Here is a 22,375-nt window from a genome sequence, read left to right on the forward strand (position 1 = left end):
TCACTCCACCCCCAACCACATCGCCAGTGCCGCGGACGTCTCGGGCTCGCCCGGCCTGTCCTTGCCGCTCAGATCCGAAAGTGTCCAGGCCACGCGCAGAACACGGTCGAGCCCGCGCGCGCTCAGCGTGCCCAGGTCGAGCCCCCGGTGCAGCGGCGCCAGGGCGCCGGCGGACAGCCGGAAGTCGTTGTGCAGGGCCGCCGAGGCCACTTCGGCGTTGCTGCGCCAGGGCGTTCCCGCGAGGCGCTTGGCGGCCCGCTCACGCGCGATGAGCACCCTGTCGGCCACGACCTGGCTGGGCTCGGTGAAATGCCGGTCCGCCAGCAGCTCGGCCCGGGTCGCGCGGCCGATCCTGACCTTCACGTCGATCCGGTCGATCAAGGGACCCGACAGCCGCGCCAGGTAACGACGGCGGGCGGTCGGGGTGCAGCGACAGGGATGCCCCGGCGTGCCGGAATTGCCGCAGGGACAGGGATTGGCCGCCAGCACCAGAGCGAACCGCGCGGGGAAGGTGATCGTGCCCATCGCGCGTGCGATCGTGACCTTGCCGGATTCGAGCGGCTGCCGCAGCGAGTCCAGCACGCTGGTCTGGAATTCGGGGGCCTCGTCGAGGAAGAGCACGCCCCGGTGGGAGAGCGACACGGCGCCTGGACGGACGAGCCCGCCGCTTCCGCCCCCGACGACGGCGGCCACGGTCGCGGTGTGGTGGGGCGCCGTGAAAGGGGGACGGGTGAGCAGCGGACGCCCGGGCGGCAGCGTCCCCGCCACCGAGTGGATCGCGGTGACCTCCAGCGCCTGATCGGGCTCCAGAGGAGGCAGCAGTGTCGGCAGCCGCTCGGCGAGCATGGTCTTGCCGGTGCCCGGAGGGCCGAGCATCCACAGGTTGTGCCCTCCCGCGGCGCACACCTCCAGTGCCTTGCGACCCACCGGCTGGCCGACGACATCCCGCATGTCCGGCTCACGCCTGCCGTACGGTCCGGCGGAGGGCGGCTTGTCCGCTACGAGGCCGGTTCCGCCCGGCCCGGCGGCGGGCGCGTCATCCGGGCTGAGTGAGGCGGCGTCGGCGACGACGGGCAGGCGGCGAAGGTCGCCGGAGCGGAGCCATTCGACCAGCTCGCCCAGGCTGACGACCGGGACCACGGTGAGCCCCGGTACGAGGGCGGCCTCGGCCGCGTTGAGCGACGGCACCACGATGGTGCGCGCACCGGCCTCCGCCGCCGCGAGCGCCGCGGGCAGCACACCACGGACCGGCCGGACCCGGCCGTCCAGCCCCAGCTCGCCGAGGAACACCGGCTCGGCGACCCGCTGGACCGGGACCGCCCTCGCGGCCGCCAGCACGGCGATCGCGATGGCGAGGTCGAAGATCGACCCGCGCTTGGGCAGACTCGCGGGGAACAGGCTGACCGTGACGCGGGCGTCCGGCCAGTCGAACCGGCTGTTGATCAGCGCCGACCGGACGCGTCCCCGGGCCTCGCTGATGGCCATGTCGAGCAGTCCGATGAAATGCGTGCCGACCACCCCGGGCCCCACGTCGGCCTCGACCTCGACGATGTGCCCGTTCACGCCGACCAGGGCCACGCATCGCGTCCGCGCCACGGCCATGTCAGATCACCCCCCGCTCATGGCGGATGGCGAAGTCGCCCGCGAACCGCTCCAGCGCGATGACGTCGACCCGGATCGTGTCGAAGCTCTCCGGCCGCGCCGCCAGCCAGCGGCCCGCCAGGGAGCGCAGTCTGAGCAGCTTGTCGCGGGTCACCGCCTCGAACGCCGTCCCGTGGCTCCGGCCCGAGCGGGTCTTGACCTCCACGACGACGAGGGCGTGGCCGTCACGCGCCACGATGTCGATCTCACCTTCGGGACAGCGCCAGTTGCGATCGAGGACGCGCACACCGAGGGCATTCAGATAGTCGGCGGCGAGCTGCTCGCCGTGCCTGCCCAGCTGATCTTTCGCGGCCATGAAACCACCTCCGGCCGCCGAGATTCGCCGAGAAGGCCCCAGCGCCGGATACCCGAACAGGTTTCTGTGGATAAGCCGGTGGATTGTGGATCGCTACTGTGGACGAGCTGGCCGAAGGAGGGACCGCGGTGATCGAGGGCCTGATCAAACAGCTGGGAGAGGACGTCGGAGTCGTGCTCCCCGAGGTTCAGGTGACCGGTGAGGAGCCCGCGCTGCCGTCCGTCTTCATGATCGGTACGGCTGCCGCGGCGGGCATCGGCGCCGCCACGGCAGCCGCGGCCGGCTACTGGCACCAGCGAAAGAACGAGCCCCTCGGCTCCGGCCGCCAGGCTGCCCCGCCGCGCGGATCCGGTCCGGCGGGGTCGCCGGCTTCCGGCATGGAGTCCGGCGAGTCCCTGGGGGCTGGCCCCGAGGTCGTTGCCGATGTCAGGCATGCGGCGGTCGCCTTCCAGAGTGAGCGGCATTTCCGGGTCGATGGGACACCGCTCGACCCTTGGGCGCCTCTGTCGGGCGACTACCGCGCCTCGGACGGTTGGGTGCGGCTGCATTGCAACTTCGACCATCACAGGGACGCCGCCCTCAGGTGCCTGGGGCTGCCCACCCACGCCGGAAAGGACGATCTCGTCCGCGCCTGCGCCGGCCGTACCGCCATCGAGATCGAGGAGGCGGTGACCCGTGCGGGCGGCTGCGCGGCCGCCATGCGGACCCGGGCCGAATGGCTCGCGCATCCGCAGGGACGCGCCGTGGCCGGGCTGCCGCTGGTCCGCCTCTCACGGCTACCGGAGCCCGCCAATCGGGTACGGCCCGGCCACGCCAAGCCACTGGAGTGCGAGCGGGCACGGCATCTCGGCCCCGATGCCGGCCTTCGAGGACGAGTTGGGCACGCCGAGCTCCTTGAGCCCGCCACGCCATATGAGGGCGCGTCGCGGGCCACGTCATCACGGGAGGGCGCCCGCACGGTTGCCGGAGACCGGCCGCTCAGCGGGGTGCGGGTCCTCGACCTGACCAGGGTGATCGCCGGGCCGGTGGCCGCCCGGACCCTCGCCGCCCATGGCGCGGAGGTCCTGCGGGTGGGGGCCGCCCATCTCCCCGAGGTTCCGGGGCTGGTCGCGGAGACGGGATTCGGTAAGCGTTCCTGTCACATCGATCTCCGCTCCGAGCCGGAGGTCCTTCGGGAGCTGGTACGGCGGGCCGACGTGGTCATCCAGGCCTACCGGCCCGGCGCGCTGCGCGAGAAGGGGTTCGGGCCCGAGGACCTCGCCGAGCTGCGGCCCGGGATCGTGTCCGTGGAGATCTCCGCGTACGGCTCTCGCGGCCCGTGGGCGGACAGGAGGGGGTTCGACAGCCTGGTCCAGATGGCCTGCGGCATCGCCCATGAGAACGGCGACGGCTCGCGGCCCCGTCCGCTGCCGGCGCAGGCCCTCGACCACGCCAGTGGCTTCCTGGCGGCCTTCGGCGCGATCGCCGGGCTGCTGCGCCGTACCCTCGAAGGAGGCTCCTGGCAGGTCGAGGTCTCGCTCGCGCGGACCGCCATGTGGCTGGACGGGCTCGGCAGGCTCCGCGGCGACGGCATCCCCGGGCCCTCTACGGACGGCCTGCTTGCCACCATGGCCAGCCGGTTCGGCATGCTCACGTACGTCACGCCCCCGGGCCTCATCAAGGGCGCCCGGCCGCACTGGGCGAGCCCGCCACCCCGCCGGGGCGAGCATCCGGCCTCATGGGTGTAGGGCCCCGCAGGTGGATGGCGACCGTGCGGGACGGCGGTCCCACAGACGGAGGCACGGCGGTCTCACAGACGGAGGCCCGGCGGCCAACGTCCCGGGACCAGGGGGCGGTCGGCGGGGCGGGTAACGGAGCCGGTCAACCGACGGGGCGGATCCGGGTAGACTGTTCGACGGCCTACAACCACGTGGGCCAAATTCACGCGCCCATTCACGAGTTGCCCTCTCGGTCCGGATTCCGTCCGGCAGGGGCGGCACGGGGCGTCAGGCCGTGGTGCAGACGGGCCCACGGACACAACCGAGACCGTGCCGGAAACGGCACACGACCATGGAGGACCATCACCATGGCTCCTGTCGTCACCATGCGACAGCTGCTCGAGAGCGGCGTCCACTTCGGCCACCAGACTCGCCGGTGGAACCCGAAGATGAAGCGCTTCATCTTCACTGAGCGCAACGGCATCTACATCATCGACCTGCAGAAGTCGCTGTCGTTCATCGACCGCGCCTACGACTTCGTGAAGGAGACCGTCGCGCACGGCGGCTCCATCATGTTCATCGGCACGAAGAAGCAGGCCCAGGAGTCCATCGCCGAGCAGGCGTCGCGCGTCGGCATGCCGTACGTGAACCAGCGCTGGCTGGGCGGCATGCTCACCAACTTCTCGACCGTGCACAAGCGGCTCCAGCGTCTGAAGGAGCTGGAGGAGCTCGACTTCGACAACGTGGCCGGCTCCGGGCTCACCAAGAAGGAGCTCCTGATGCGCCGCCGCGAGAAGGAGAAGCTGGAGCGCACCCTCGGCGGCATCCGCGACATGGCCCGGGTTCCCAGCGCCATCTGGATCGTGGACACCAAGAAGGAGCACATCGCGATCAACGAGGCCAAGAAGCTTGGCATCCCGGTCGTCGCGATCCTCGACACCAACTGCGACCCGGACGAGGTGGACTACCCGATCCCGGGCAACGACGACGCCATCCGCGCCGTCAGCCTGCTCACCCGCGTGATCGCGGACGCCGTGGCCGACGGTCTGATGACCCGTGCGGGCGCCGGTCGCGGTGACGAGAAGCCGGCCGGTGTCGCCGCCGCCGAGCCGCTGGCCGAGTGGGAGCGGGAGCTGCTCGAGGGCGCCCCCGCCGGTGAGGCCGCCGCCGAGGCTCCGGAGACCGCCGAGGCCGCTCCGGCCGGCGAGTCCGCCGACACCGGCGAGACCAGCGAGTCCGCGGAGACGGGCGAGACCGCCGAGACGACTGAGGCGCCCGCCGCCGACGCCGCCGAGCAGGCCTAGTTCCACCGTTCCCGTACGGGGAACGCAAGGCTCCACCGGGTGGGCGCCCGCGCGCAGGCGAGAGCGCCCACCCGGCTCCACGAGACATCTGATCTCATGCCGACGTCTGAGATCACCACTGATTCGCACCTGGGTCCCGAAGAGGAAATAGGACAATGGCTTCCGTGAACATGGCCGACGTCAAGCGGCTCCGTGAGCTGACCGCCGCCGGCATGATGGACTGTAAGAAGGCCCTTGAGGAGTCCGAGGGGGACATCGACAAGGCCATCGACATCCTGCGTCTGAAGGGCGCCAAGGACGTCGGCAAGCGTGAGGCCCGCACCGCCTCCAACGGCCTCGTCGCCGTGAAGCACGAGGGCGACTCGCTCGCCGCGCTGCTGGAGCTCAACTGCGAGACCGACTTCGTCGCGAAGAACGAGCGGTTCCAGGAGCTCGCCGCCGAGATCGTCGAGCACATCGTCGAGTCGAAGCCGGCCGACGTGCCGGCCCTGCTCGAGTCGCAGATCGGCGGCAAGACGGTCAAGGAGTTGCTCGACGAGGCCAACGCGGCGCTCGGCGAGAAGATCGAGATCCGCCGGTTCTCGCTGCTGGAGGGTGGTTTCATCACCTCCTACATGCACAAGACCGACCCGCAGCTCCCGCCCGCCGTGGGCGTGCTCGTCCAGCTCGACAAGCCGAACGCCGAGATCGCCAAGGACATCGCGCAGCACGCCGCCGCGATGGCGCCGAAGTACCTCAGCCCGGCCGAGGTGCCCGCCGACGTCGTCGAGAAGGAGCGGTCGCTCTTCGAGCAGATGACCCGCGACGAGGGCAAGCCCGAGGCCGCCATCGCCAAGATCGTCGATGGCCGCGTCAACGGCTGGTACAAGGACTTCACGCTGCTGGAGCAGGCTTTCGTGAAGGACAACAAGAAGACGATCGCCAAGGTCGCGGACGAGGCCGGCGTAAAGGTGCTGGCCTTCACCCGCTTCAAGGTCGGCCAGGCTTAGGCTTACAGCCAGGAGCCGTTTGAGTCGAAGTCACAACCGAGGAGGCCGCCGCCGTGCAGGAGAACACCAAACCCGCCACGCCGGCGGCTTCGTCGTACGACGGGCCGCTGCGCTGGAAGCGCGTGATGCTGAAGCTGTCAGGCGAGGCCTTCGCGGGCGGCGAGCCTCTCGGGATCGACCCCTTCGTCGTCGCCCAGCTCGCCGACTCCATCGCCGAGGCGGTCCGTGAGGGCGTGCAGGTGGCCGTGGTCGTCGGCGGCGGCAACATGTTCCGCGGCGCGGCCCTGTCGGAGCGCGGCATCGACCGCGCCCGGGCCGACTACATGGGGATGCTCGGGACGGTCATCAACTGCCTCGCCCTGCAGGACTTCCTGGAGAAGCGGGGCATCGACACCCGCGTTCAGACCGCCATCACGATGCAGCAGGTCGCCGAGCCGTTCCTGCCGCGCCGGGCCATCCGGCACCTGGAGAAGGGCCGTGTGGTCATCTTCGGCGCCGGGCTCGGGTCGCCGTTCTTCTCGACCGACACCTGCGCCGCGCAGCGCGCCCTGGAGATCGGGGCCGAGGCGCTGCTGAAGGGCACCCAGGTCGACGGCGTCTACGACTCGGACCCGCGGAAAAACCCCGACGCGGTCCGGTTCGACCAGCTTGAGTACGGTGAGGTGCTGACGCGCGGTCTCGGAGTCATGGACGCCACCGCGATCAGTCTGTGCATGGACAACGGCCTGCCCATCGTGGTCTTCGACCTGATGGGCGAGGGCAACATCCTGCGGGCGGTCCGCGGTGAGAAGATCGGCACGCTGGTGAGTCCGGCAGGGAAATAGGGAGCCACAGTGATCGACGAAACCCTCCTCGAGGCGGAGGAGAAGATGGACAAGGCGGTGACGGTCGCCAAGGACGACTTCGCCGGCATCCGCACCGGCCGGGTCACGCCCTCGATGTTCAACAAGATCAACGTGGATTACTACGGATCGCCGACCCCGATCCAGCAGCTCGCGTCCTTCCACGTTCCCGAGGCTCGGATGGTGCTCCTGCAGCCCTACGACAAGGGCGCGATGACCGCGATCGAGAAGGCCATCCGCGACAGCGACCTGGGCGTCAACCCCGGCAACGACGGCACGGTGATCCGCGTGGTCTTCCCCGAGCTTTCGGAGGAGCGCCGCAAGGAGTACATCAAGGTCGCCCGCACCAAGGCGGAGAACAGCCGGGTCTCCGTGCGGAACATCCGCCGCCACGCGAAGGAGATCCTCGACAAGCTGGTCAAGGACGGCGAGGTCGGCGAGGACGACGTCCACCGCGCGGTCAAGGAGCTCGACGACCTCACCCAGAAGCACGTCGCCAAGATCGACGAGCTGCTGAAGCACAAGGAAGCCGAGCTGCTCGAGGTCTGAGACCACGACCTGAGGGCACTGGGACAACCGTGATCCTTGTGCCGCGCTGTCCGGCGGGACCAGCGCGGCACAAGGATCACGTGCATAGGGAGTAGGACGCATTGGACGGAACGGCTGCCGCGGGTGACCGTGACTCCGCGGAGGGTACGGCCAGGCCCTCTGGAGCCGGCCCGCTACCGGCCGCGCAGGGCCGCGCGATGAACGGCTCCGGAGACGGTCTGCCGCACGACCCCGGACCCGCCGGTGGCCCCGCGTCGGAGCCGGACGGCGAGCCGGGATCCCAGCCTGACGCCGTGCCCGGGCCGGGTCCGGCAGGCGGCCGTGGTCCGGAGGCGTCCGGCGAGCCGGCTCCTCAGCCGGACGGCGCCCCCGGGGAAGGCCCCGGCGCGGCGGCCGGAGGCGGGAGCCGTACGGGACGGAACCTCCCGGCCGCGATCGGTGTGGGAGCCGGGCTGGGCGCCGTGGTCATCGGCTCGCTCTACCTCTTCAAGCCCGCCTTCCTGGTCGTGGTCCTCGCGGCGGTCGGCGTGGGCGTCCACGAGCTGTCGAAGGCGTTCGCCGTCCGGGGCATTCGCGTTCCCCTCGTCCCGCTGCTCGGGGGCATGGCCGCGATGGTCGTCGGCCCCTGGTGGGGCGGGACGAACTTCCTCCTGGGCGCTTTCGCCGTGACCGTGATGGTGCTGCTCGCCTGGCGGATGTTCCAGGGGGCGGAGGGCTACGTCAGGGACGCGACCGCCGCCCTCTCCATCGCCGTCTACCCGTCGCTCCTCGCGGGTTTCATCCCGCTCCTGCTGGCTCCCCACGACGGGGCAGACCGGGTGGTCATCTTCGTCGCCGTGACGGTATGCAGCGATATTGGCGGATATTTCGCCGGCATTCTCTTCGGCAAGCACCGCATGTCGCCTCTCATCAGCCCGAAGAAGACCTGGGAGGGCTTCGCCGGGTCGGCCTTCGCGTGCGTCGTCGGCGGGGCGTTACTTGTGCACTTCCTGCTCGACGGCGCGTACTGGCAGGGCGCCGTCGTCGGCGCCGTCGTGGTCGTCTGCGCGACCCTCGGCGACCTCATCGAATCGGTGATCAAGCGCGACCTGGGCATCAAGGACATGGGCACGCTGCTGCCCGGCCACGGTGGCGTCATGGACCGGCTCGACTCCCTGCTCTTCACGCTCGTCCCGGTCTGGCTGCTGCTCACCTTCTTCGTGCGCTGACTCCTCACCCTCTTTCGTGCCCTAGATCCTGGTCTGTACGGCGAGGCGGTCGGCGATCACCTGATGCCCGCGCTCGGCGGCGAGGCGGAGTTCGGTGCCGGTCAGCGGGACGAGCCACAGCCAGCGCACCGCGTCGCCGCCGAACGCGAACCCATTGAGATCTGGCATTCCGGGCGGGTCCGCGAGCATGATGACCCCCTGGTGGCCGCCCTGCAGCGGGAACGTGCCGGGGTCCTGGAACCATCGGGCCGTGTGGCCGTGCCCCAGCCAGGTCACCGACTTCCACGGATACTGGCCCAGCCAGAGGAACAGCCGCGCGGCGGCCCTCGGGTCCTGCCGGGTCGCGATGGCCAGCTCCACCCGGCAGGCCGTGTCGTACAGCTCGGCCCTCGGCATCCGCTGGCAGCTCATGCCGACCGTGGACAGGACGGTGTAGTCACGCCCGAAGGTGGCAGGCCGCTCGCTCACCGTCACCATGGGCTGCCTGCCGCCGCTCACGTCCCAGAACCGTCCGGGCGGCCCGAGCCGGCCGTCCAGGTGTCCCATGACGAACTGCTGGAACGAGGCCCAGCTTCCCTCGGCCTCCCGCCAGTGCCAGTAGGACCGTGCCCTCGCCACGCGGGGCGCGAGCCCCTCCAGCGCCTCGCTCAACGACCACGCGAACGGCGACTCGCCAACGGCGTCCCTGGCGTACCCGGGCATTCCGCGCTCCAGGTCGGCCCAGCCCGGAATGACGGCCAGGAGCTCGTGGTTCTCGTACAGGGCGACGCCGTCGCCCTCCTCGAACCAGAGCACCGACAGCGTCGCCGGGTCCAGTGGCGGCGTTCCGGCGGGGTGTGCGGTGTTGGCGAGGGGCATCACCGGCGGCAGCCCCGCGTTCGCGCGGCCCAGGTCGATCGACTCCGGAGCGGCCACGTGGTTGGCCAGCCAGACCGCTCCGTGGACCGCCCCCTTCGGATCCCGAAGGTAAGCTACGGAGGACTCCCGGTCGTGCTCGATGGTAAGAGTGCGGCTTCCGTAGGGATTGGGGCTGGTGAGCACGATGGCAGTGCCGACCACGCCTCACCTCCGGGTCACCGCGGGATCACCACCGGAGCAGCACCGGATCACCGCCGGGACTACACCGTCACAGATGAGAATGTAGAGCTGCTTGCCGCAGCCGTTAAGACCGCATCTGCAGGAGATCGGAAGGGTTTTGCGTGAGCGAGCAGCCAAAGACCGGCCAGCTGACCTTCGTGGCGCCGCGCCGGGCGAAGCCGCAGCGCCACCTGGCCGACCTCACGATGGCCGAGCGCCGGGCCGCCGTCGCCGAGCTGGGGGAGAAGCCGTTCCGCGCCGACCAGCTCTCGCGGCACTACTTCGCCAAGCTCACCGGCTCGGCCGAGCAGATGACCGACCTGCCCGGCGACAGCCGCGACCGGCTGGTGTCCGAGCTGATGCCGTCGCTGCTGAGCCCCGTCCGGGAGATCACCTGTGACGACGGGATGACCCGCAAGACGCTGTGGAAGCTCTTCGACGGCTCGCTCGTCGAGTCGGTGCTGATGCGCTATCCGGACCGCGTCACGATGTGCGTCTCCTCCCAGGCCGGCTGCGGCATGAACTGCCCGTTCTGCGCCACCGGCCAGGCCGGCCTCACCCGGAACATGTCCACGGCCGAGATCGTCGAGCAGGTCGTCGCCGGAGCCCGCTCGCTGGCCCGGGGGGACGTTCCCGGCGGCCCCGCCCGCGTCAGCAACGTCGTCTTCATGGGCATGGGCGAGCCGATGGCCAACTACAAGGCTGTGATCGGCGCCGTGCGCCGCCTCGTCGACCCGGCCCCCGAGGGGCTCGGCATCTCCGCGCGCGGGATCACCGTGTCCACCGTGGGCCTGGTGCCCGCGATCGAGAAGCTGGCCGGGGAGGGCCTCCCCGTGACGCTCGCCGTCTCGCTGCACGCCCCTGACGACGAGCTCCGCGACACGCTCGTGCCGATCAACACCCGCTGGAAGGTCGCCGAGGTGCTCGACGCGGCGTGGAACTACGCGGCCAAGACCAAGCGCCGCGTCTCCATCGAGTACGCGCTGATCAAGGACATCAACGACCACGAGTGGCGGGCGGATCTCCTCGGCCGCCTCCTGAAGGGCAAGCTCGTCCACGTCAACCTCATCCCGCTGAACCCCACGCCCGGCTCCAAGTGGACCGCGTCGCGCCCCGAGGACGAGCGCGCGTTCGTCCGCCGTCTCGAGTCCCACGGCGTGGCGGTGACCGTGCGCGACACCCGTGGCCGGGAGATCGACGGCGCCTGCGGCCAGCTCGCCGCCGCCACCCCCGGCTCCTGAGCGTCGCCGGCGACCCTACGGACGGGTACGGCGGAGCCAGGCATAGGCGGCGAGGCCGACCACGGGCCAGAGCAGCGACCAGGCGGCGAGCCCCGGCAGGTTGTCCAGCAGCACGCCGTGGTGGCCGTCCTTCATCCAGGTCAGGACCGGAACCGTGAGCCAGCGCGCCCCGGACGCGCTGAGGAGCAGCATCGCGAGATAGCCAAAGATCAGGACGAGGCTGGACACGGCCGGAGACGGCAGGATGGGGCGGCTGGTCAGAGCCCCGAGCGCCACGCCCGCGGTGACGGCCAGGAAGTGCAGGCACACGCCCGTGAGGAGCACGACCGGGCTCGGACCGGACGAAAGGCGGGCCAGCAAGGCCGCTTCGGCGATCGCGGCCAGGCCCAGGTCGAAGGCGTAGACCGCGAGGATCCCGCTGATGATCTCCCTGCGACCGGCGGCGGTGATGGAGATCATCCGCTGCTCGTCCGGCTCGCTGTCGAGAAGGCCGCGAGCCGCCCAGGCGAACACCGGGATGAGGATGCCGGCGGAGTCCGCCGTGGCGCCGATCTCCTGGCCTGCCGGGACCGGCGCGGCATAGAGAATCGCCAGCAGCGGCAGCAGCCCGATGAGTGGCTGGAGGGCGCGGTGCGACCTCACGTATCCGGCGATTCTGAACCGGACGAGGGCGATCATCCCGGCGACTCCTCGGCGAGCGTGGGAACTGCTGCTTTCAGCGCGATCATCTGGCCGCCTCCCGCGTGACACGGACGGCGTGGCCCTCGGCGCGCAGGCGGTCGGCCAGCTCGGCGGCCTTCGGTGCGGCCACGGCGACCTCCAGCACGGTGACGGGCGCGGAGTCGCCGGCGTCATCAGCCGGTGCGTTCCCGGCCGCGACCTCCGCCGCCGGCGCGTGGCGGGTCGCGGCCTCGGCCGGCGGTGCGTCGTGGGTTGGGGTGTCCGTCGGCGTCGCGGCGCCAGACACCGGCGCGTGGGCAGAGACGGCCTCCGCGGGGAGGTCCCTGACCGACCCGTCCCGGACCTCGTGACGCCGGATCGCCGGGAAGGTGCGGAGACCGCCCTGGTGGTCGCTGACGACCACGATGCCGCCTCTGGCCGAGACCTCGCCGATGATCCGAGGAAGCTCGGCCCGCGTGGCGGCGTCGAGGCCCGCGAAGGGCTCGTCGAGGATGAGCAGGCCGGGCTCGCAGACCAGCGCCTGGACAAGGCCGACCTTGTGGGCGCTCCCCTTGGAGAGTTCGGGGAGCCGCCGCCCCAGCAGATGGTCCATGCCGAGCCGTTCCGTCCACTCGCCGATCCGGGCGGGGTTTACGCGCCTGATGTCGGCCATGTGCCGCAGGTAGGCGGCCACCGTGAACGGCTGGTCGGCCGGGAAGCGTTCCGGGGCGTATCCCACCGTGCCGGGGCGCTCCTCGATCGCTCCCTTGACGGGTCTCAGAAGCCCCGCCAACAGTCGCAGCAGAGTGGATTTTCCCGTGCCGTTGGGCCCTACCACCTCGACCACGTCTCCCGGGTCGAAGGCCAGCCGCACGCCGGACAGCACCCACGGATCCCGCCGCCCGTAACGGAAGGACAAGTTAGAGAGGCGCATAGATCCCGCAGCGTATCGGGATATGTCATTTCATGCCCCTGCATCGAGCCTGGCGCGGCCGGTTACGTGGGCCATTATGTGGCCCGATCACGAGGGCTCGCTTTTGCCTTCGCCGTACCGACACAATGGATGTCGCTTTACCGAGCGGCGGGCCGGAGGAGTGCGTGAATCGCTTCCCACGAGTCATGGGAGTACGGCTGGGCTACGACCCCCAGCAGGTCGACGAGTTGATCCAGAGGATCGAGCGCACACTCCGCCGTGCCCCTTCGGAAGGTCCGCCGGTTACGGCCGACGACATCCGGGGCGCCAAGTTCGGCGTCAAACTGGGCGGCTACAACGAGATCGCCGTCGACTTCGCGCTCGACGCGTTCATCGTCGCCATGGAGAGCCGCGCCGCCCAGACGGAGACCCCATCCGCCCTTCCCGCCCTTCCCGCTCTTCCCGGCGAAACCCCCGGCGCCCTCGGCGCGGCGGAACCTCACCCGCCCCATCGCGCCGACGCCTATAAGGCCCCCGTGGCGGACCAGGTCAAGGGTCCTGAAGAGGTCCGTGGCCCCGTTCGGGACGTCGCCGTACGGCCTGCGGATCCTCGGCCTGAGGACGCCGTACGGCCTGCGGGGCCTGGCCTCCCGGTGAAGGGCGCCGTGCCTGAGCTCGCGAAGACCGAGTTTGGGAAGACTGAGCCTGAGAAGACCGAGTCTGAGAAGACCGAGTTTGAGAAGACCGGGTTCGCGAAGACGCTGGAGATCGCCCCGCAGGCGCAAGCCGTACGGCAGGCCGGCCTGGCCCCCGAAGGGGCCACCGGCGACCCGAGCCCAGCCAGGCAGCACGGCCCAGCGGGGGAGCCGGCCCCAATCCGGGAGCGCGGCTCGGCCGAGGGCGACAGCCCGCCGGGCCGGTGGGAGACGGAGGCCGCCAGGGTGGAGCGGGTGGCGTTCCGGCCGGGCAGGTTCGGCATGGGCTACAAGGAAGCCGAGGTCGACGCCTTCCTCGACCGGGTGGTCGCCACCTTGCGCGGCACGGCCGATCGGCCGGTGACGCCGGAGCAGGTCAAGAACGCCACGTTCGCCACCGTCATGTTCCGCGCGGGCTACGCGATCAGCGAGGTGGACGGTTTCCTCGCGGAGATCGCCGGGATCCTGGAGCGCCGAGCGTAGCCGTTCCGTGGCACGCATCCCCGCAAAAGCCGCAAAAGCCGCAAAACGGCACGCGTATGCCGTATTCATCGCTCAGGGCAACATTCAGTGAGACAATGCAGCACGATAGGACGCATGCTTCGCAGACGATCCCCCCTCGCGGCGCTCGCTTCCGCCGCCGGTTTCTCGTTGCTCGCCGCCGCCGTGATCCCCACCGCCGCTGACGCGGACGCCCTGACGACCCGGCAGACCACAGCGCTGACCACTGGGCTGACCACTGGGCCGGCCACAGCGCTGATCACAGGGCCGGCGTCGGCGAGGGCGACCTTCACCCCTGGATCCGCCGGGGTGGGCGACCCGTACTTCCCCAAGGCCGGCAACGGCGGCTACGACGTCGGGCATTACGACCTCAATCTGCGGTTCGACCCGAAGAGCCGGCGCCTGAGCGCGACCGCGACGATCACGGCGGCGGCGACGCAGGACCTCTCGCGGTTCGACCTCGACTTCTCCGGACCCAAGATCCACAAGGTCGAGGTGAACGGCAGGAAGGCCGCCTACACCCGCAAGGGTCAAGAGTTGATCATCACCCCCAAGAGCGGCTTGCCGTCGGGGGCCACGTTCACCGTCGAGGTGTCCTACGCCGGGAAGCCGAAGGCGATCAATGACGAGGCGCTCGGCCTGGAAGGGTGGATCAACACCAAGGACGGCGCGGTCGTGCTGTCCGAGCCGGACGGCGCCCGGAGCTGGTTCCCGGCCAACGACACCCCCAGGGACAAGGCCACCTTCACCTTCCACGTCACCGCGCCGGTCAACGTGACCGTCCTGGCCAACGGCGAGCCGAAGAACCCCGGCATCGTGGGCGTGCGCAACGGCTACACCACGGTGAAGTGGGAGATGACCCAGCCGATGGCGACGTACCTCGCCATGGTCGCGATCGGCAAGTTCAAGGTCACGGAGGGCGTCGTCAACGGCGTGCCCAACATCACGGCCTACGACCCGGCGCTCGCCAAACAGGCCAAGTACCTCCACCGGACCACCGCCAAGGCGATCAAGTGGGAGTCGAAGGTCTTCGGCGCCTACCCGTTCTCCTCGACCGGTGGAATCGCCGACAAGCTCGGCGTCGCGTACTCGCTGGAGACCCAGGGCAGGCCCGTTTACGACGGCGGTTCGGAAATGGCCGGCGACGACCTGGTGATCGTGCACGAGCTGGCCCACCAGTGGTTCGGCGACAGCGTGGGCGTGCGGAGCTGGAAGGACATCTGGCTCAACGAGGGCTTCGCCACCTACGCCGAGTGGCTGTACGAGGAGCAGCACGGCGGCTCCTCGGCCCAGAAGACCTTCGCCCGCGATTACAAGCAGAAGGGCCGCTTCTGGAAGGTCAAGACCGGTGACCCCGGCAAGGCGGAGCTGTTCAACGGCGACGCAATCTACACGCGAGGCGCGATGACGCTGCACGCGCTCCGCAAGAAGATCGGCGACGAGACGTTCTTCAAGCTGCTCCCGGCCTGGGCCGAGGAGAACAGGCACGGCACGGTCACCACGCAGGACTTCGTGGACCTGGCGGAGAAGCTGTCCGGCCAGGACCTCGACGGCCTCTTCGACGCCTGGCTCTACCACGCGGGCAAGCCGGCCCTCTAGGAGATCCTCCCGAGCTGGCGTCCGGCCCGGATGGCCAGCCACACCTCGGCGAAGTCACCGGTCGCGGCGAGATCGCGGCCGGTGAGCGCGCCGAAGCGGCGGAGCCGGTAGGCCAGCGTGTTGGGATGGATGTGCAGCGCACGTGCCGCGTCTTCGGTCCTGCGGTCGCGTTCCATCCACGTCCGCACCGATGCGACCAGGCCGGACCCGTGCTCGGCGTCGTAGCGCAGCGCCTCGCCGAGCACGTGCTCGACCAGGCCGGCCAGCACGCCCGCGTCGTCGGGCAGCCATCGGCCGGTGGTGTCCTCGCCGTACGGCACCAGGGGCTGACCCGACTCGGCGGCCCGCGCCGCCGCCCACAGCGCCTCCCGCTGGGCCACCTTCAGGGACGAGCCCGGCGGCAGGGGCCGGCTCACGCCGACCGCGATCCCCGGAATCTCCCGCAGTGCCGCCACCTCGAATCCGGCCTCGCCCCTCCCCGCAGCCCCGCCGGGGTGGGCGGGCGCGTCGGCCGTGAGGTGCGCCATCAGCACGTACAGATCCTGGTGGCGGCGGAGCATCAGGTGCGGATGGTCGTCCAAGGCCCGGACCACCGCGTCGTCGGCCGCGTTCCGCACCACGAGAAGCACGACGTCGGCCTCCGGCGGCAGGCCCATCCGGACGAGCCGGCGCCGGGCGGCCGCCGGGTCGAGCAGGTCCTGCAGCAGGTCGGCCAGCGTCTCCGCGCCCTGCCGCCGCAGCGTCTCCCGTTGGGTCCGCACCATGGCGACCTGGAGCGCGGCGACGGTCGCGATGTGCTGCACGACGGCCAGCCCGGCGGGGCGGGCGCCCTCGCGCTCGAACGCCACCAGGAAACCGGCCGGCCCTCCGGGCGCGGGGACCGGGAGGGCGAAGCCGCCCGGGATCGTCGGCGGGGCGTCGGGCGACGACGGCAGGGCGGCGCCGTCCGGGGGAACGGGCACTCCCGGCAGCAGCGGCCGCCCCTGCGGCGTGCTGAGGTAGACGTCGTAGCCCGACAGCCGCTCCAGCCGCTTGAACACCCCGGCCGCGTCGAGCCCTTCCGACGCCAGCCAGCGCAGTGCGCCGAACACCTGGAGCTGCGCGCCGAGCCGCTGCCGCGCGTCCTCCTGTACGGCTGCCGCGACCTCCTGCGCGATGGCGATGAACGGCACCGCGAGCGGGACCTCCAGCACCGGGAAGCCGCGCTTCTCGGCGGCGTCGAGGAAGCCCTTGTGCAGCGGCGGCACGTGAAGGCCCGCGCTGAGCGCGAGCGCGGCCACCCCGGCGTCGTCGAGCCGCTCCAGGTAGGCCCGCTGCGCGGCGGCGGTCCGGGGCACGCCGATCCCGGTCGTCATGATGACCTCCGACCCGAGCAGCCAGGGCGTCGGGTCCTCCAGCTCGCTCACGTGGGCCCAGGAAACCGACCTGCCGAGGCCGTTCTCGCCCGCCATCACCCGGAGCTGGAGCGCCGGAAACCGGACCAGCTCCTCCACGGTCACCTTGTTGTCACCCACAAGACACACCGTATTTCTCCGTGAATACACCAATTGCCGCTTATGGGCCGTAGGTCGGAAAATTTCGACATACGCATCCCCTGAGCAGGGACTTCTCCGCGAGCCGCCATCCCGTGCGCAGCCGTACGCACCGGCCCCCCGCGACGACTCCCGCGCATCGACCCCGCGCAACACCCCCAGCGCATCCCCCCGCGCACTGACCCATATCGCGAACCCCTGAGGAGAGGCTGTGGCCGAGGCACCCCCGATAACCGAGATCGAGACGTACGGGGTCGAGCGCATCCCCGACGCCGACCGCACCGCCCGTCCTCTTGACCTGTTCCGCGTGGCCTTCGGCGGAGCGAACACGTTCGCCACGTGCCTGCTGGGCTCGTTCCCCATCCTGTTCGGCCTCTCGTTCTGGCAGGGACTCGCGGCCACGCTCCTCGGCCTGGTCGTCGGGGCGCTGCTGCTCGCGCCGCTCGCCGTCTTCGGGCCCGCCAACGGCACGAACAACGCGGTCTCCTCCTCGGCGCATCTCGGCGTCCACGGGCGGGTCGTCGGCTCGTTCCTGTCGTTGCTCACCGCGATCGCGTTCTTCTCGATCTCGGTGTGGTCGTCCGGCGACGCGCTGGTGGGCGGGGCCGCCCGTCTGGCCGGGGTGCCCCAGAACGACGCGACCTACGCCGTCGCCTACGGCCTGTTCGCCGCTCTGGTTCTCACGGTCTGCGTGTACGGCTTCCGCTTCATGCTGTTCGTCAACAAGATCGCGGTGGCGGCCGCCTCGGTGCTGTTCGTGCTGGGCCTGTTCGCGTTCGCCGGGGACTTCGACCCGTCCTACTCCGGCACGTTCAAGTCCACGGCCGACCCGCTCTTCTGGCCGTCGTTCATCGGTGCCGCGCTGATCGTGCTTTCGAACCCGGTGTCGTTCGGGGCCTTCCTGGGTGACTGGTCCCGATACATCCCGGAGTCGGTTTCCCGCAAGCGCGTCATGGCGGCGGCGTTCCTGAGCCAGATCGCGACCGTGCTGCCGTTCTTCTTCGGCCTCGCGACCGCGTCGATCATCGCCGCCAAGGCCGCGCCGTACCTCGACCCGGCCGCGCCCAACTACGTCGGCGGCCTCCTGGCCGTGGCCCCGGCCTGGTATTTCCTGCCGGTGTGCCTCATCGCCCTGATCGGCGGCATGTCCACGGGCACCACCTCGCTGTACGGCACGGGCCTCGACTTCTCCAGCGTCTTCCCGAGGTTCAGCCGGGTGCAGGCCACGGTGTTCATCGGCACGCTGTCGATCGTCTTCATCTTCGTCGGCCGGTTCGCCGCGAACCTGACCGCGAGCATCTCGACGTTCGCCACGCTGATCATCACCTGCACGGCGCCTTGGATGGTGATCATGATCCTGGGCTACGTCACCCGGCGCGGCTGGTACGACCCCGACGCGTTGCAGGTCTTCAACCGGCGCCAGCGCGGCGGGCGTTACTGGTTCTCCCACGGGTGGAACTGGCGCGGCATGTCGGCCTGGCTGATCTCCGCCGTCGTCGCCATCCTCTTCACCAACATCCCGGGGCAGTACGTGGGGCCGTTTGGCGAGCTCGCCGGAGGCGTGGACATCTCGCTTCCGCTCGGCCTCGTCCTGGCCGCCGTCCTCTACCTCGGCCTGCTGTTCGCCTTCCCCGAACCACGCGCCGTGTACGGCCCGGCCGGCCCGCGCCTGGCCCGCGCGGCCGAGACGCCGGTGCCGCCTATCGTGGACGCCGGCAAGCTCCTCGCGGAGGCATAGGCGTGTACGGCCAGGGGGCAATGTGATCATCGACCTGTCGGTGCCGATCGTGGGCGGGATGCCGGTCTATCCGGGAGACCCCGAGGTGGAGGTCTCCCGCGCGCTCACGGTGGCGGCGGAGGGCGTCAACGTCCTCGGCCTCCATCTCGGGTCGCAGTCCGGCACCCACGTGGACGCGCCGTACCACATCGACGACGCCCTCCCCACGCTCGACGACCTGCCGCTGGACCGGTTCGTCGGCCCGGCGGCGGTCGTCGACGCGCGTGGCCTGCCGCCCCGCTCGCCGATCGGCCCAGAGACCGTGGCGCCCCGGCTCCGGCCCGGAGTCATCCTCCTGATCGCCACCGGATGGGCGTCCCGGTGGGGGAGCGACGACTACTTCGCCCATCCCTGGCTGACCCCGGAAGCGGCGGCGCTGATCGTCGAGTCGGACATCCGGACGGTGGGGATCGACGCGCTCAGCGTGGACCCGACGCCGGCGGAGGAGTTCCCGGCGCACCGCATCCTCTGCGGGGCCCACGCCGTCATCGCGGAGAACCTGCGCAACCTGGACCCCGTCCTCGACGCCCAGGCGGCGGGCCGGGAGATCGAGGTCTCCCTCCTGCCGATCCGGCTGGCCGCGGCGGACGGCGCCCCGGTGCGGGCGGTCGCCCGGGTGCGGTGACCGCCCGGCCCATGCATTCCAGCCGTAGAGCCGCCGGCTCTTGGACGAAAGGATTGAGCAGAATGACCGAGCCTCGGGGGCCCGTCGACTCCTCCCGCGTTCCGCGCTTCGCGGGCCCGGCGACCTTCGCGCGCCTGCCGCGACTGGACGAGGTGCCCCGCGCCGATGTGGCCGTCGTCGGCGTGCCGTTCGACAGCGGCGTGTCCTACCGGCCGGGTGCCCGGTTCGGCCCTTCGGCGGTCCGCGAGGCCAGCCGGCTGCTCCGGCCGTACAACCCGGGGCTGGACGTCTCGCCGTTCGACGCGGTGCAGGTCGCGGACGCCGGAGACATCGCGTGCAACCCGTTCGACATCAACGAGGCCGTTGAGACGATCGAGGACGCCGCGTCGGCGCTGATGCGCGACGGCGCCCGCCTCGTCACGATCGGCGGCGACCACACGATCGCACTGCCCCTGCTGCGCGCCGCCGCCAAGGTCCACGGTCCCGTGGCGCTGCTGCACTTCGACGCCCACCTGGACACCTGGGACACCTATTTCGGGGCCGAGTACACCCACGGCACGCCGTTCCGCCGGGCCGTCGAGGAGGGCATCCTCGACACGGAGGCGCTCAGCCACGTCGGCACCCGTGGCCCGCTCTACGGCAGGAAGGACCTGGAGGACGACCGCCGGATGGGCTTCGGCATCGTGACCAGCGCAGACGTGATGCGCCGGGGCGTGGACGAGATCGCGGACGCGCTGCGCCGGCGGATCGGCGGGCGGCCGCTGTACGTCTCGATCGACATCGACGTGCTCGACCCGGCGCATGCGCCGGGCACGGGCACTCCGGAGGCGGGCGGCCTCACGAGCCGGGAACTGCTGGAGATCCTGCGCGGGCTGGCGGGAAGCGACCTGATCGGCGCGGACGTCGTGGAGGTCTCTCCGGCGTACGACCACGCCGAGATCACCTCGGTCGCCGCGTCGCACGTGGCCTACGACCTGGTCAGTCTGCTCGCGCTCCAGCTCGGAGCCGGACGCGCGGCCTGACCGCCGGTGTGCCGCCGCCGGGGAGCCCGATCAGCGGGTTCCCCATGAGTAGGTCTGCTTGTGCAGCTTGAGGTAGACGAACGTCTCGGTCGCCCGCACGCTGGGGATCGCCCGGATCTTGCCGAGGATCTCCAGCAGGTGGCTGTCGCCCTCGCAGACCACCTCGACCATGATGTCGAGCGAGCCCGCCGTCAGCACGACGTAATCGATCTCGTCGATCGACGACAGCTCGTCGGCGACGGTCTCCAGATCGCCCTCGCACTTGATGCCGATCATCGCCTGCCGGGGGAAGCCGAGCGTGAGCGGGTCGGTGACCGCGACGATCTGCATGACGCCGAGGTCCAGGAGCCGCTGCACCCGCTGGCGCACCGCCGCCTCCGACAGCCCCACCGCCTTGCCGATCGCGGCGTACGGCTTTCGCCCGTCCATCTGAAGCTGCTCGACGATCTGCTTGGAGATCTCGTCGAGCACGACGGGTCCACCCTTGGCGGCCGCGCGTACCTTTGGCGGAGTCGTCATCCTTGGGGGGTGTCCTCTCTTGGCGGGCGTGCCCTGTAGCGCCCTCGTGTTACGGGACGGTTTTTAACATGTTGCCGTCCAGGTCTGACATGTTGTCAGCCGCATCGCTCGTGTCAAGCGATTCCGTAGCAATTTGGTATCTTAGCCACGAAATCCCTTGTCGTGGGTTCTTTCGTCTGTCAGAGTCGCGACAACTCAGCCACCTCAACAGGAGGTCAACGGTGACCACCCGTCTCCAGAACTTCGTGAACGGGAAGTTCGTCGACGCCGTCAGCGGTCGCTTCTCCGACGTGGTCGATCCCACGACCGGTGAGCTCTACGCGCAGGCACCGGTGTCCGGCCAGGAGGACGTCGACGCCGCCTACGCCGCCGCGACGGCCGCCTTCGAGACGTGGGGGCAGACGACGCCCGCCGAGCGCGCGACGCTGCTGCTGAAGATCGCCGACGCGATCGACGCCCGTGCCGACGAGATCAACGAGGCCGAGTGCCGCAACACCGGCAAGCCCCGCGCCCGGATGGCCGAGGACGAGACGCCGATCGCCGCGGACCACTTCCGGTTCTTCGCGGGAGCGGCCCGCACGCTGGAGGGGCCGACCGCGGGGGAGTTTCTCGCCGATCACACCTCTATGATCCGGCATGAGCCGATCGGGGTCATCGGTCAGGTCACCCCCTGGAACTACCCGATGATGATGGCCGTCTGGAAGATCGCCCCGGCCCTCGCGGCGGGCAACACCATCGTGCTCAAGCCGTCGGACACCACCCCGGTCTCGACCGTCAAGCTCGCCGAGATCATCGGTGACGTCCTCCCCGCCGGCGTGTTCAACGTCGTCACCGGCGACCGCGAGACCGGCTCCCTGGTCGTGAGCCACCCGAGCGCGAGCATGGTGGCCATCACCGGCTCGGTCGGCGCGGGCATGTCGGTCGCCAGGTCCGCCGCCGACGACCTCAAGCGCGTCCACCTGGAGCTCGGCGGCAAGGCCCCGGTCGTCGTCTTCGAGGACATCAAGGACATCAACGCCGTCGCCGAGGCGATCGCGGGCGCGGGCCTCTACAACGCCGGCCAGGACTGCACCGCCGCCTGCCGCGTGCTGGTGCACGAGAGCATCCACGACGAGTTCGCCGCCGCGCTCGCTCAGGCCGCCGCCAACACGAAGCTGGGCGGCCTCGACGACGAGGACGCGTACTTCGGCCCGCTCAACAACGCGAACCAGCTCGCCCGCGTCGAGTCGTTCTTCCAGCGCGTCCCCGGCCACGCGACCGTCCTCACCGGCGGCCACCGGGTCGGCGACACGGGGTACTTCTTCGCCCCGACGGTCGTCGACGGCCTCCGGCAGGACGACGAGATGGTGCAGGACGAGATCTTCGGCCCGGTCATCACGATCCAGACGTTCACCGACGAGGCCGACGCTCTGGCCAAGGCCAACGGCGTGCGGTACGGCCTGTCCGGCTCGGTGTGGACCTCCGACCACGGCCGGGCCATGCGGATGTCGAAGAGGCTCGACTTCGGCGTCGTATGGGTCAACACCCACATCCCCTTCGTGTCGGAGATGCCGCACGGCGGCTTCAAGCACTCCGGCTACGGAAAGGATCTGTCGGTTTTCGGGCTGCACGACTACACCCGGGTCAAGCACGTAATGCACTACATCGGCGAATAGGTTTCGCGGCGGA

General features: G+C 70.5%; 20 protein-coding genes. 13 read left to right on the forward strand and 7 right to left on the reverse strand.

Translation table 11 applies throughout. The features are described 5' to 3' along the window. Both N5079_RS03155 and N5079_RS03160 read right to left on the reverse strand, forming a co-directional pair. Window positions 1-1,602 (reverse strand): YifB family Mg chelatase-like AAA ATPase, encoded by a 1,602-nt coding sequence (locus tag N5079_RS03155; RefSeq protein WP_261581782.1) that lies wholly within the window; start codon window positions 1,600-1,602, stop codon window positions 1-3. A 1-nt stretch (window position 1,603) separates the two neighbouring features. Beyond that, window positions 1,604-1,957, reverse strand: coding sequence for a YraN family protein (locus N5079_RS03160; RefSeq protein ID WP_261581783.1), 354 nt, complete (start codon window positions 1,955-1,957; stop codon window positions 1,604-1,606). A 98-nt stretch (window positions 1,958-2,055) separates the two neighbouring features. Between N5079_RS03160 and N5079_RS03165 the strand changes: the two genes are divergently transcribed. The 6 genes from N5079_RS03165 to N5079_RS03190 all read left to right on the forward strand — a co-directional run bounded on the left by N5079_RS03165 (window position 2,056) and on the right by N5079_RS03190 (window position 8,546). Then, on the forward strand, window positions 2,056-3,684 hold the full coding sequence (locus N5079_RS03165) for a CoA transferase (protein WP_261581784.1): 1,629 nt from the start codon (window positions 2,056-2,058) through the stop codon (window positions 3,682-3,684). Between the two features lie 338 nt (window positions 3,685-4,022). After that, window positions 4,023-4,958, forward strand: coding sequence for a 30S ribosomal protein S2 (rpsB, locus tag N5079_RS03170; protein ID WP_261581785.1), 936 nt, complete (start codon window positions 4,023-4,025; stop codon window positions 4,956-4,958). A 155-nt stretch (window positions 4,959-5,113) separates the two neighbouring features. Continuing rightward, window positions 5,114-5,947, forward strand: a complete 834-nt coding sequence (gene tsf / locus N5079_RS03175) for a translation elongation factor Ts (protein WP_261581787.1) — start codon at window positions 5,114-5,116, stop codon at window positions 5,945-5,947. A 125-nt stretch (window positions 5,948-6,072) separates the two neighbouring features. Then, window positions 6,073-6,771, forward strand: coding sequence for a UMP kinase (pyrH, locus tag N5079_RS03180; RefSeq protein WP_261581874.1), 699 nt, complete (start codon window positions 6,073-6,075; stop codon window positions 6,769-6,771). 9 nt (window positions 6,772-6,780) lie between these two features. Then, the gene (gene frr / locus N5079_RS03185; RefSeq protein ID WP_261581788.1) at window positions 6,781-7,338 is read left to right on the forward strand and encodes a ribosome recycling factor; all 558 of its coding nucleotides are present in this window, start codon (window positions 6,781-6,783) and stop codon (window positions 7,336-7,338) included. Between the two features lie 101 nt (window positions 7,339-7,439). Then, window positions 7,440-8,546 carry a phosphatidate cytidylyltransferase gene (locus N5079_RS03190; RefSeq protein WP_261581789.1) on the forward strand — a complete coding sequence of 369 codons (1,107 nt, stop codon included), beginning with the start codon at window positions 7,440-7,442 and terminating at the stop codon, window positions 8,544-8,546. A 21-nt stretch (window positions 8,547-8,567) separates the two neighbouring features. Here N5079_RS03190 and N5079_RS03195 read toward each other — a convergent pair whose 3' ends face one another. Beyond that, complete coding sequence (locus N5079_RS03195) at window positions 8,568-9,605, reverse strand: suppressor of fused domain protein (RefSeq protein ID WP_261581790.1); 1,038 nt, start codon at window positions 9,603-9,605, stop codon at window positions 8,568-8,570. A 140-nt stretch (window positions 9,606-9,745) separates the two neighbouring features. Here N5079_RS03195 and rlmN point away from each other — a divergent pair, with 140 nt between their 5' ends. Continuing rightward, on the forward strand, window positions 9,746-10,864 hold the full coding sequence (rlmN, locus tag N5079_RS03200) for a 23S rRNA (adenine(2503)-C(2))-methyltransferase RlmN (RefSeq protein ID WP_261581791.1): 1,119 nt from the start codon (window positions 9,746-9,748) through the stop codon (window positions 10,862-10,864). Between the two features lie 15 nt (window positions 10,865-10,879). Here the strand turns inward: rlmN and N5079_RS03205 are convergent, their stop codons facing one another. Together N5079_RS03205 and N5079_RS03210 are read right to left on the reverse strand one after the other, a co-directional pair. Then, complete coding sequence (locus N5079_RS03205) at window positions 10,880-11,542, reverse strand: hypothetical protein (RefSeq protein ID WP_261581793.1); 663 nt, start codon at window positions 11,540-11,542, stop codon at window positions 10,880-10,882. Window positions 11,543-11,588: 46 nt separating this feature from the next. Beyond that, a complete protein-coding gene (locus N5079_RS03210) occupies window positions 11,589-12,458 on the reverse strand; it encodes an ATP-binding cassette domain-containing protein (protein WP_261581794.1) in 870 nt (289 codons plus the stop codon). Between the two features lie 164 nt (window positions 12,459-12,622). On the opposite strand from N5079_RS03210, the gene N5079_RS03215 reads away from it, so the two are divergent. Together N5079_RS03215 and N5079_RS03220 are read left to right on the forward strand one after the other, a co-directional pair. After that, window positions 12,623-13,615 carry a DivIVA domain-containing protein gene (locus tag N5079_RS03215; RefSeq protein ID WP_261581795.1) on the forward strand — a complete coding sequence of 331 codons (993 nt, stop codon included), beginning with the start codon at window positions 12,623-12,625 and terminating at the stop codon, window positions 13,613-13,615. Window positions 13,616-13,729: 114 nt separating this feature from the next. Next, window positions 13,730-15,232, forward strand: coding sequence for a M1 family metallopeptidase (locus N5079_RS03220; protein ID WP_261581796.1), 1,503 nt, complete (start codon window positions 13,730-13,732; stop codon window positions 15,230-15,232). Here N5079_RS03220 and N5079_RS03225 read toward each other — a convergent pair. Further along, window positions 15,229-16,746 carry a PucR family transcriptional regulator gene (locus tag N5079_RS03225; protein WP_261581797.1) on the reverse strand — a complete coding sequence of 506 codons (1,518 nt, stop codon included), beginning with the start codon at window positions 16,744-16,746 and terminating at the stop codon, window positions 15,229-15,231. The genes N5079_RS03220 and N5079_RS03225 overlap by 4 nt on opposite strands. A gap of 229 nt (window positions 16,747-16,975) precedes the next feature. Here N5079_RS03225 and N5079_RS03230 point away from each other — a divergent pair, with 229 nt between their 5' ends. The 3 genes from N5079_RS03230 to speB all read left to right on the forward strand — a co-directional run bounded on the left by N5079_RS03230 (window position 16,976) and on the right by speB (window position 20,188). Further along, a complete protein-coding gene (locus N5079_RS03230) occupies window positions 16,976-18,502 on the forward strand; it encodes a purine-cytosine permease family protein (protein WP_261581798.1) in 1,527 nt (508 codons plus the stop codon). Window positions 18,503-18,524: 22 nt separating this feature from the next. Further along, the gene (locus N5079_RS03235) at window positions 18,525-19,166 is read left to right on the forward strand and encodes a cyclase family protein (protein ID WP_261581799.1); all 642 of its coding nucleotides are present in this window, start codon (window positions 18,525-18,527) and stop codon (window positions 19,164-19,166) included. Window positions 19,167-19,228: 62 nt separating this feature from the next. Then, a complete protein-coding gene (gene speB, locus N5079_RS03240) occupies window positions 19,229-20,188 on the forward strand; it encodes an agmatinase (protein WP_261581800.1) in 960 nt (319 codons plus the stop codon). A 30-nt stretch (window positions 20,189-20,218) separates the two neighbouring features. Here the strand turns inward: speB and N5079_RS03245 are convergent, their stop codons facing one another. Beyond that, entirely contained in the window at window positions 20,219-20,707 is a 489-nt protein-coding gene (locus tag N5079_RS03245; protein WP_261581802.1) for an Lrp/AsnC family transcriptional regulator, read from the reverse strand. A 221-nt stretch (window positions 20,708-20,928) separates the two neighbouring features. On the opposite strand from N5079_RS03245, the gene N5079_RS03250 reads away from it, so the two are divergent. Beyond that, window positions 20,929-22,362 (forward strand): gamma-aminobutyraldehyde dehydrogenase, encoded by a 1,434-nt coding sequence (locus N5079_RS03250; protein ID WP_261581803.1) that lies wholly within the window; start codon window positions 20,929-20,931, stop codon window positions 22,360-22,362. Window positions 22,363-22,375 lie beyond the last annotated feature (13 nt).

Origin of the sequence: Planotetraspora sp. A-T 1434 (assembly GCF_025420585.1) — a bacterium.
Classification (GTDB): domain Bacteria; phylum Actinomycetota; class Actinomycetes; order Streptosporangiales; family Streptosporangiaceae; genus JAOEGB01.

Excerpts from the sequence above, each read along its gene's own strand:
- N5079_RS03155 (WP_261581782.1), bottom strand. The coding sequence starts at position 1,602 with ATGGCCGTGGCGCGGACGCGATGCGTGGCCCTGGTCGGCGTGAACGGG.
- N5079_RS03160 (WP_261581783.1), bottom strand. The coding sequence starts at position 1,957 with ATGGCCGCGAAAGATCAGCTGGGCAGGCACGGCGAGCAGCTCGCCGCC.
- rpsB (WP_261581785.1), top strand. The coding sequence starts at position 4,023 with ATGGCTCCTGTCGTCACCATGCGACAGCTGCTCGAGAGCGGCGTCCAC.
- tsf (WP_261581787.1), top strand. The coding sequence starts at position 5,114 with ATGGCTTCCGTGAACATGGCCGACGTCAAGCGGCTCCGTGAGCTGACC.
- pyrH (WP_261581874.1), top strand. The coding sequence starts at position 6,073 with ATGCTGAAGCTGTCAGGCGAGGCCTTCGCGGGCGGCGAGCCTCTCGGG.
- N5079_RS03205 (WP_261581793.1), bottom strand. The coding sequence starts at position 11,542 with ATGATCGCCCTCGTCCGGTTCAGAATCGCCGGATACGTGAGGTCGCAC.
- N5079_RS03210 (WP_261581794.1), bottom strand. The coding sequence starts at position 12,458 with ATGCGCCTCTCTAACTTGTCCTTCCGTTACGGGCGGCGGGATCCGTGG.
- N5079_RS03220 (WP_261581796.1), top strand. The coding sequence starts at position 13,730 with ATGCTTCGCAGACGATCCCCCCTCGCGGCGCTCGCTTCCGCCGCCGGT.
- speB (WP_261581800.1), top strand. The coding sequence starts at position 19,229 with ATGACCGAGCCTCGGGGGCCCGTCGACTCCTCCCGCGTTCCGCGCTTC.
- N5079_RS03245 (WP_261581802.1), bottom strand. The coding sequence starts at position 20,707 with ATGACGACTCCGCCAAAGGTACGCGCGGCCGCCAAGGGTGGACCCGTC.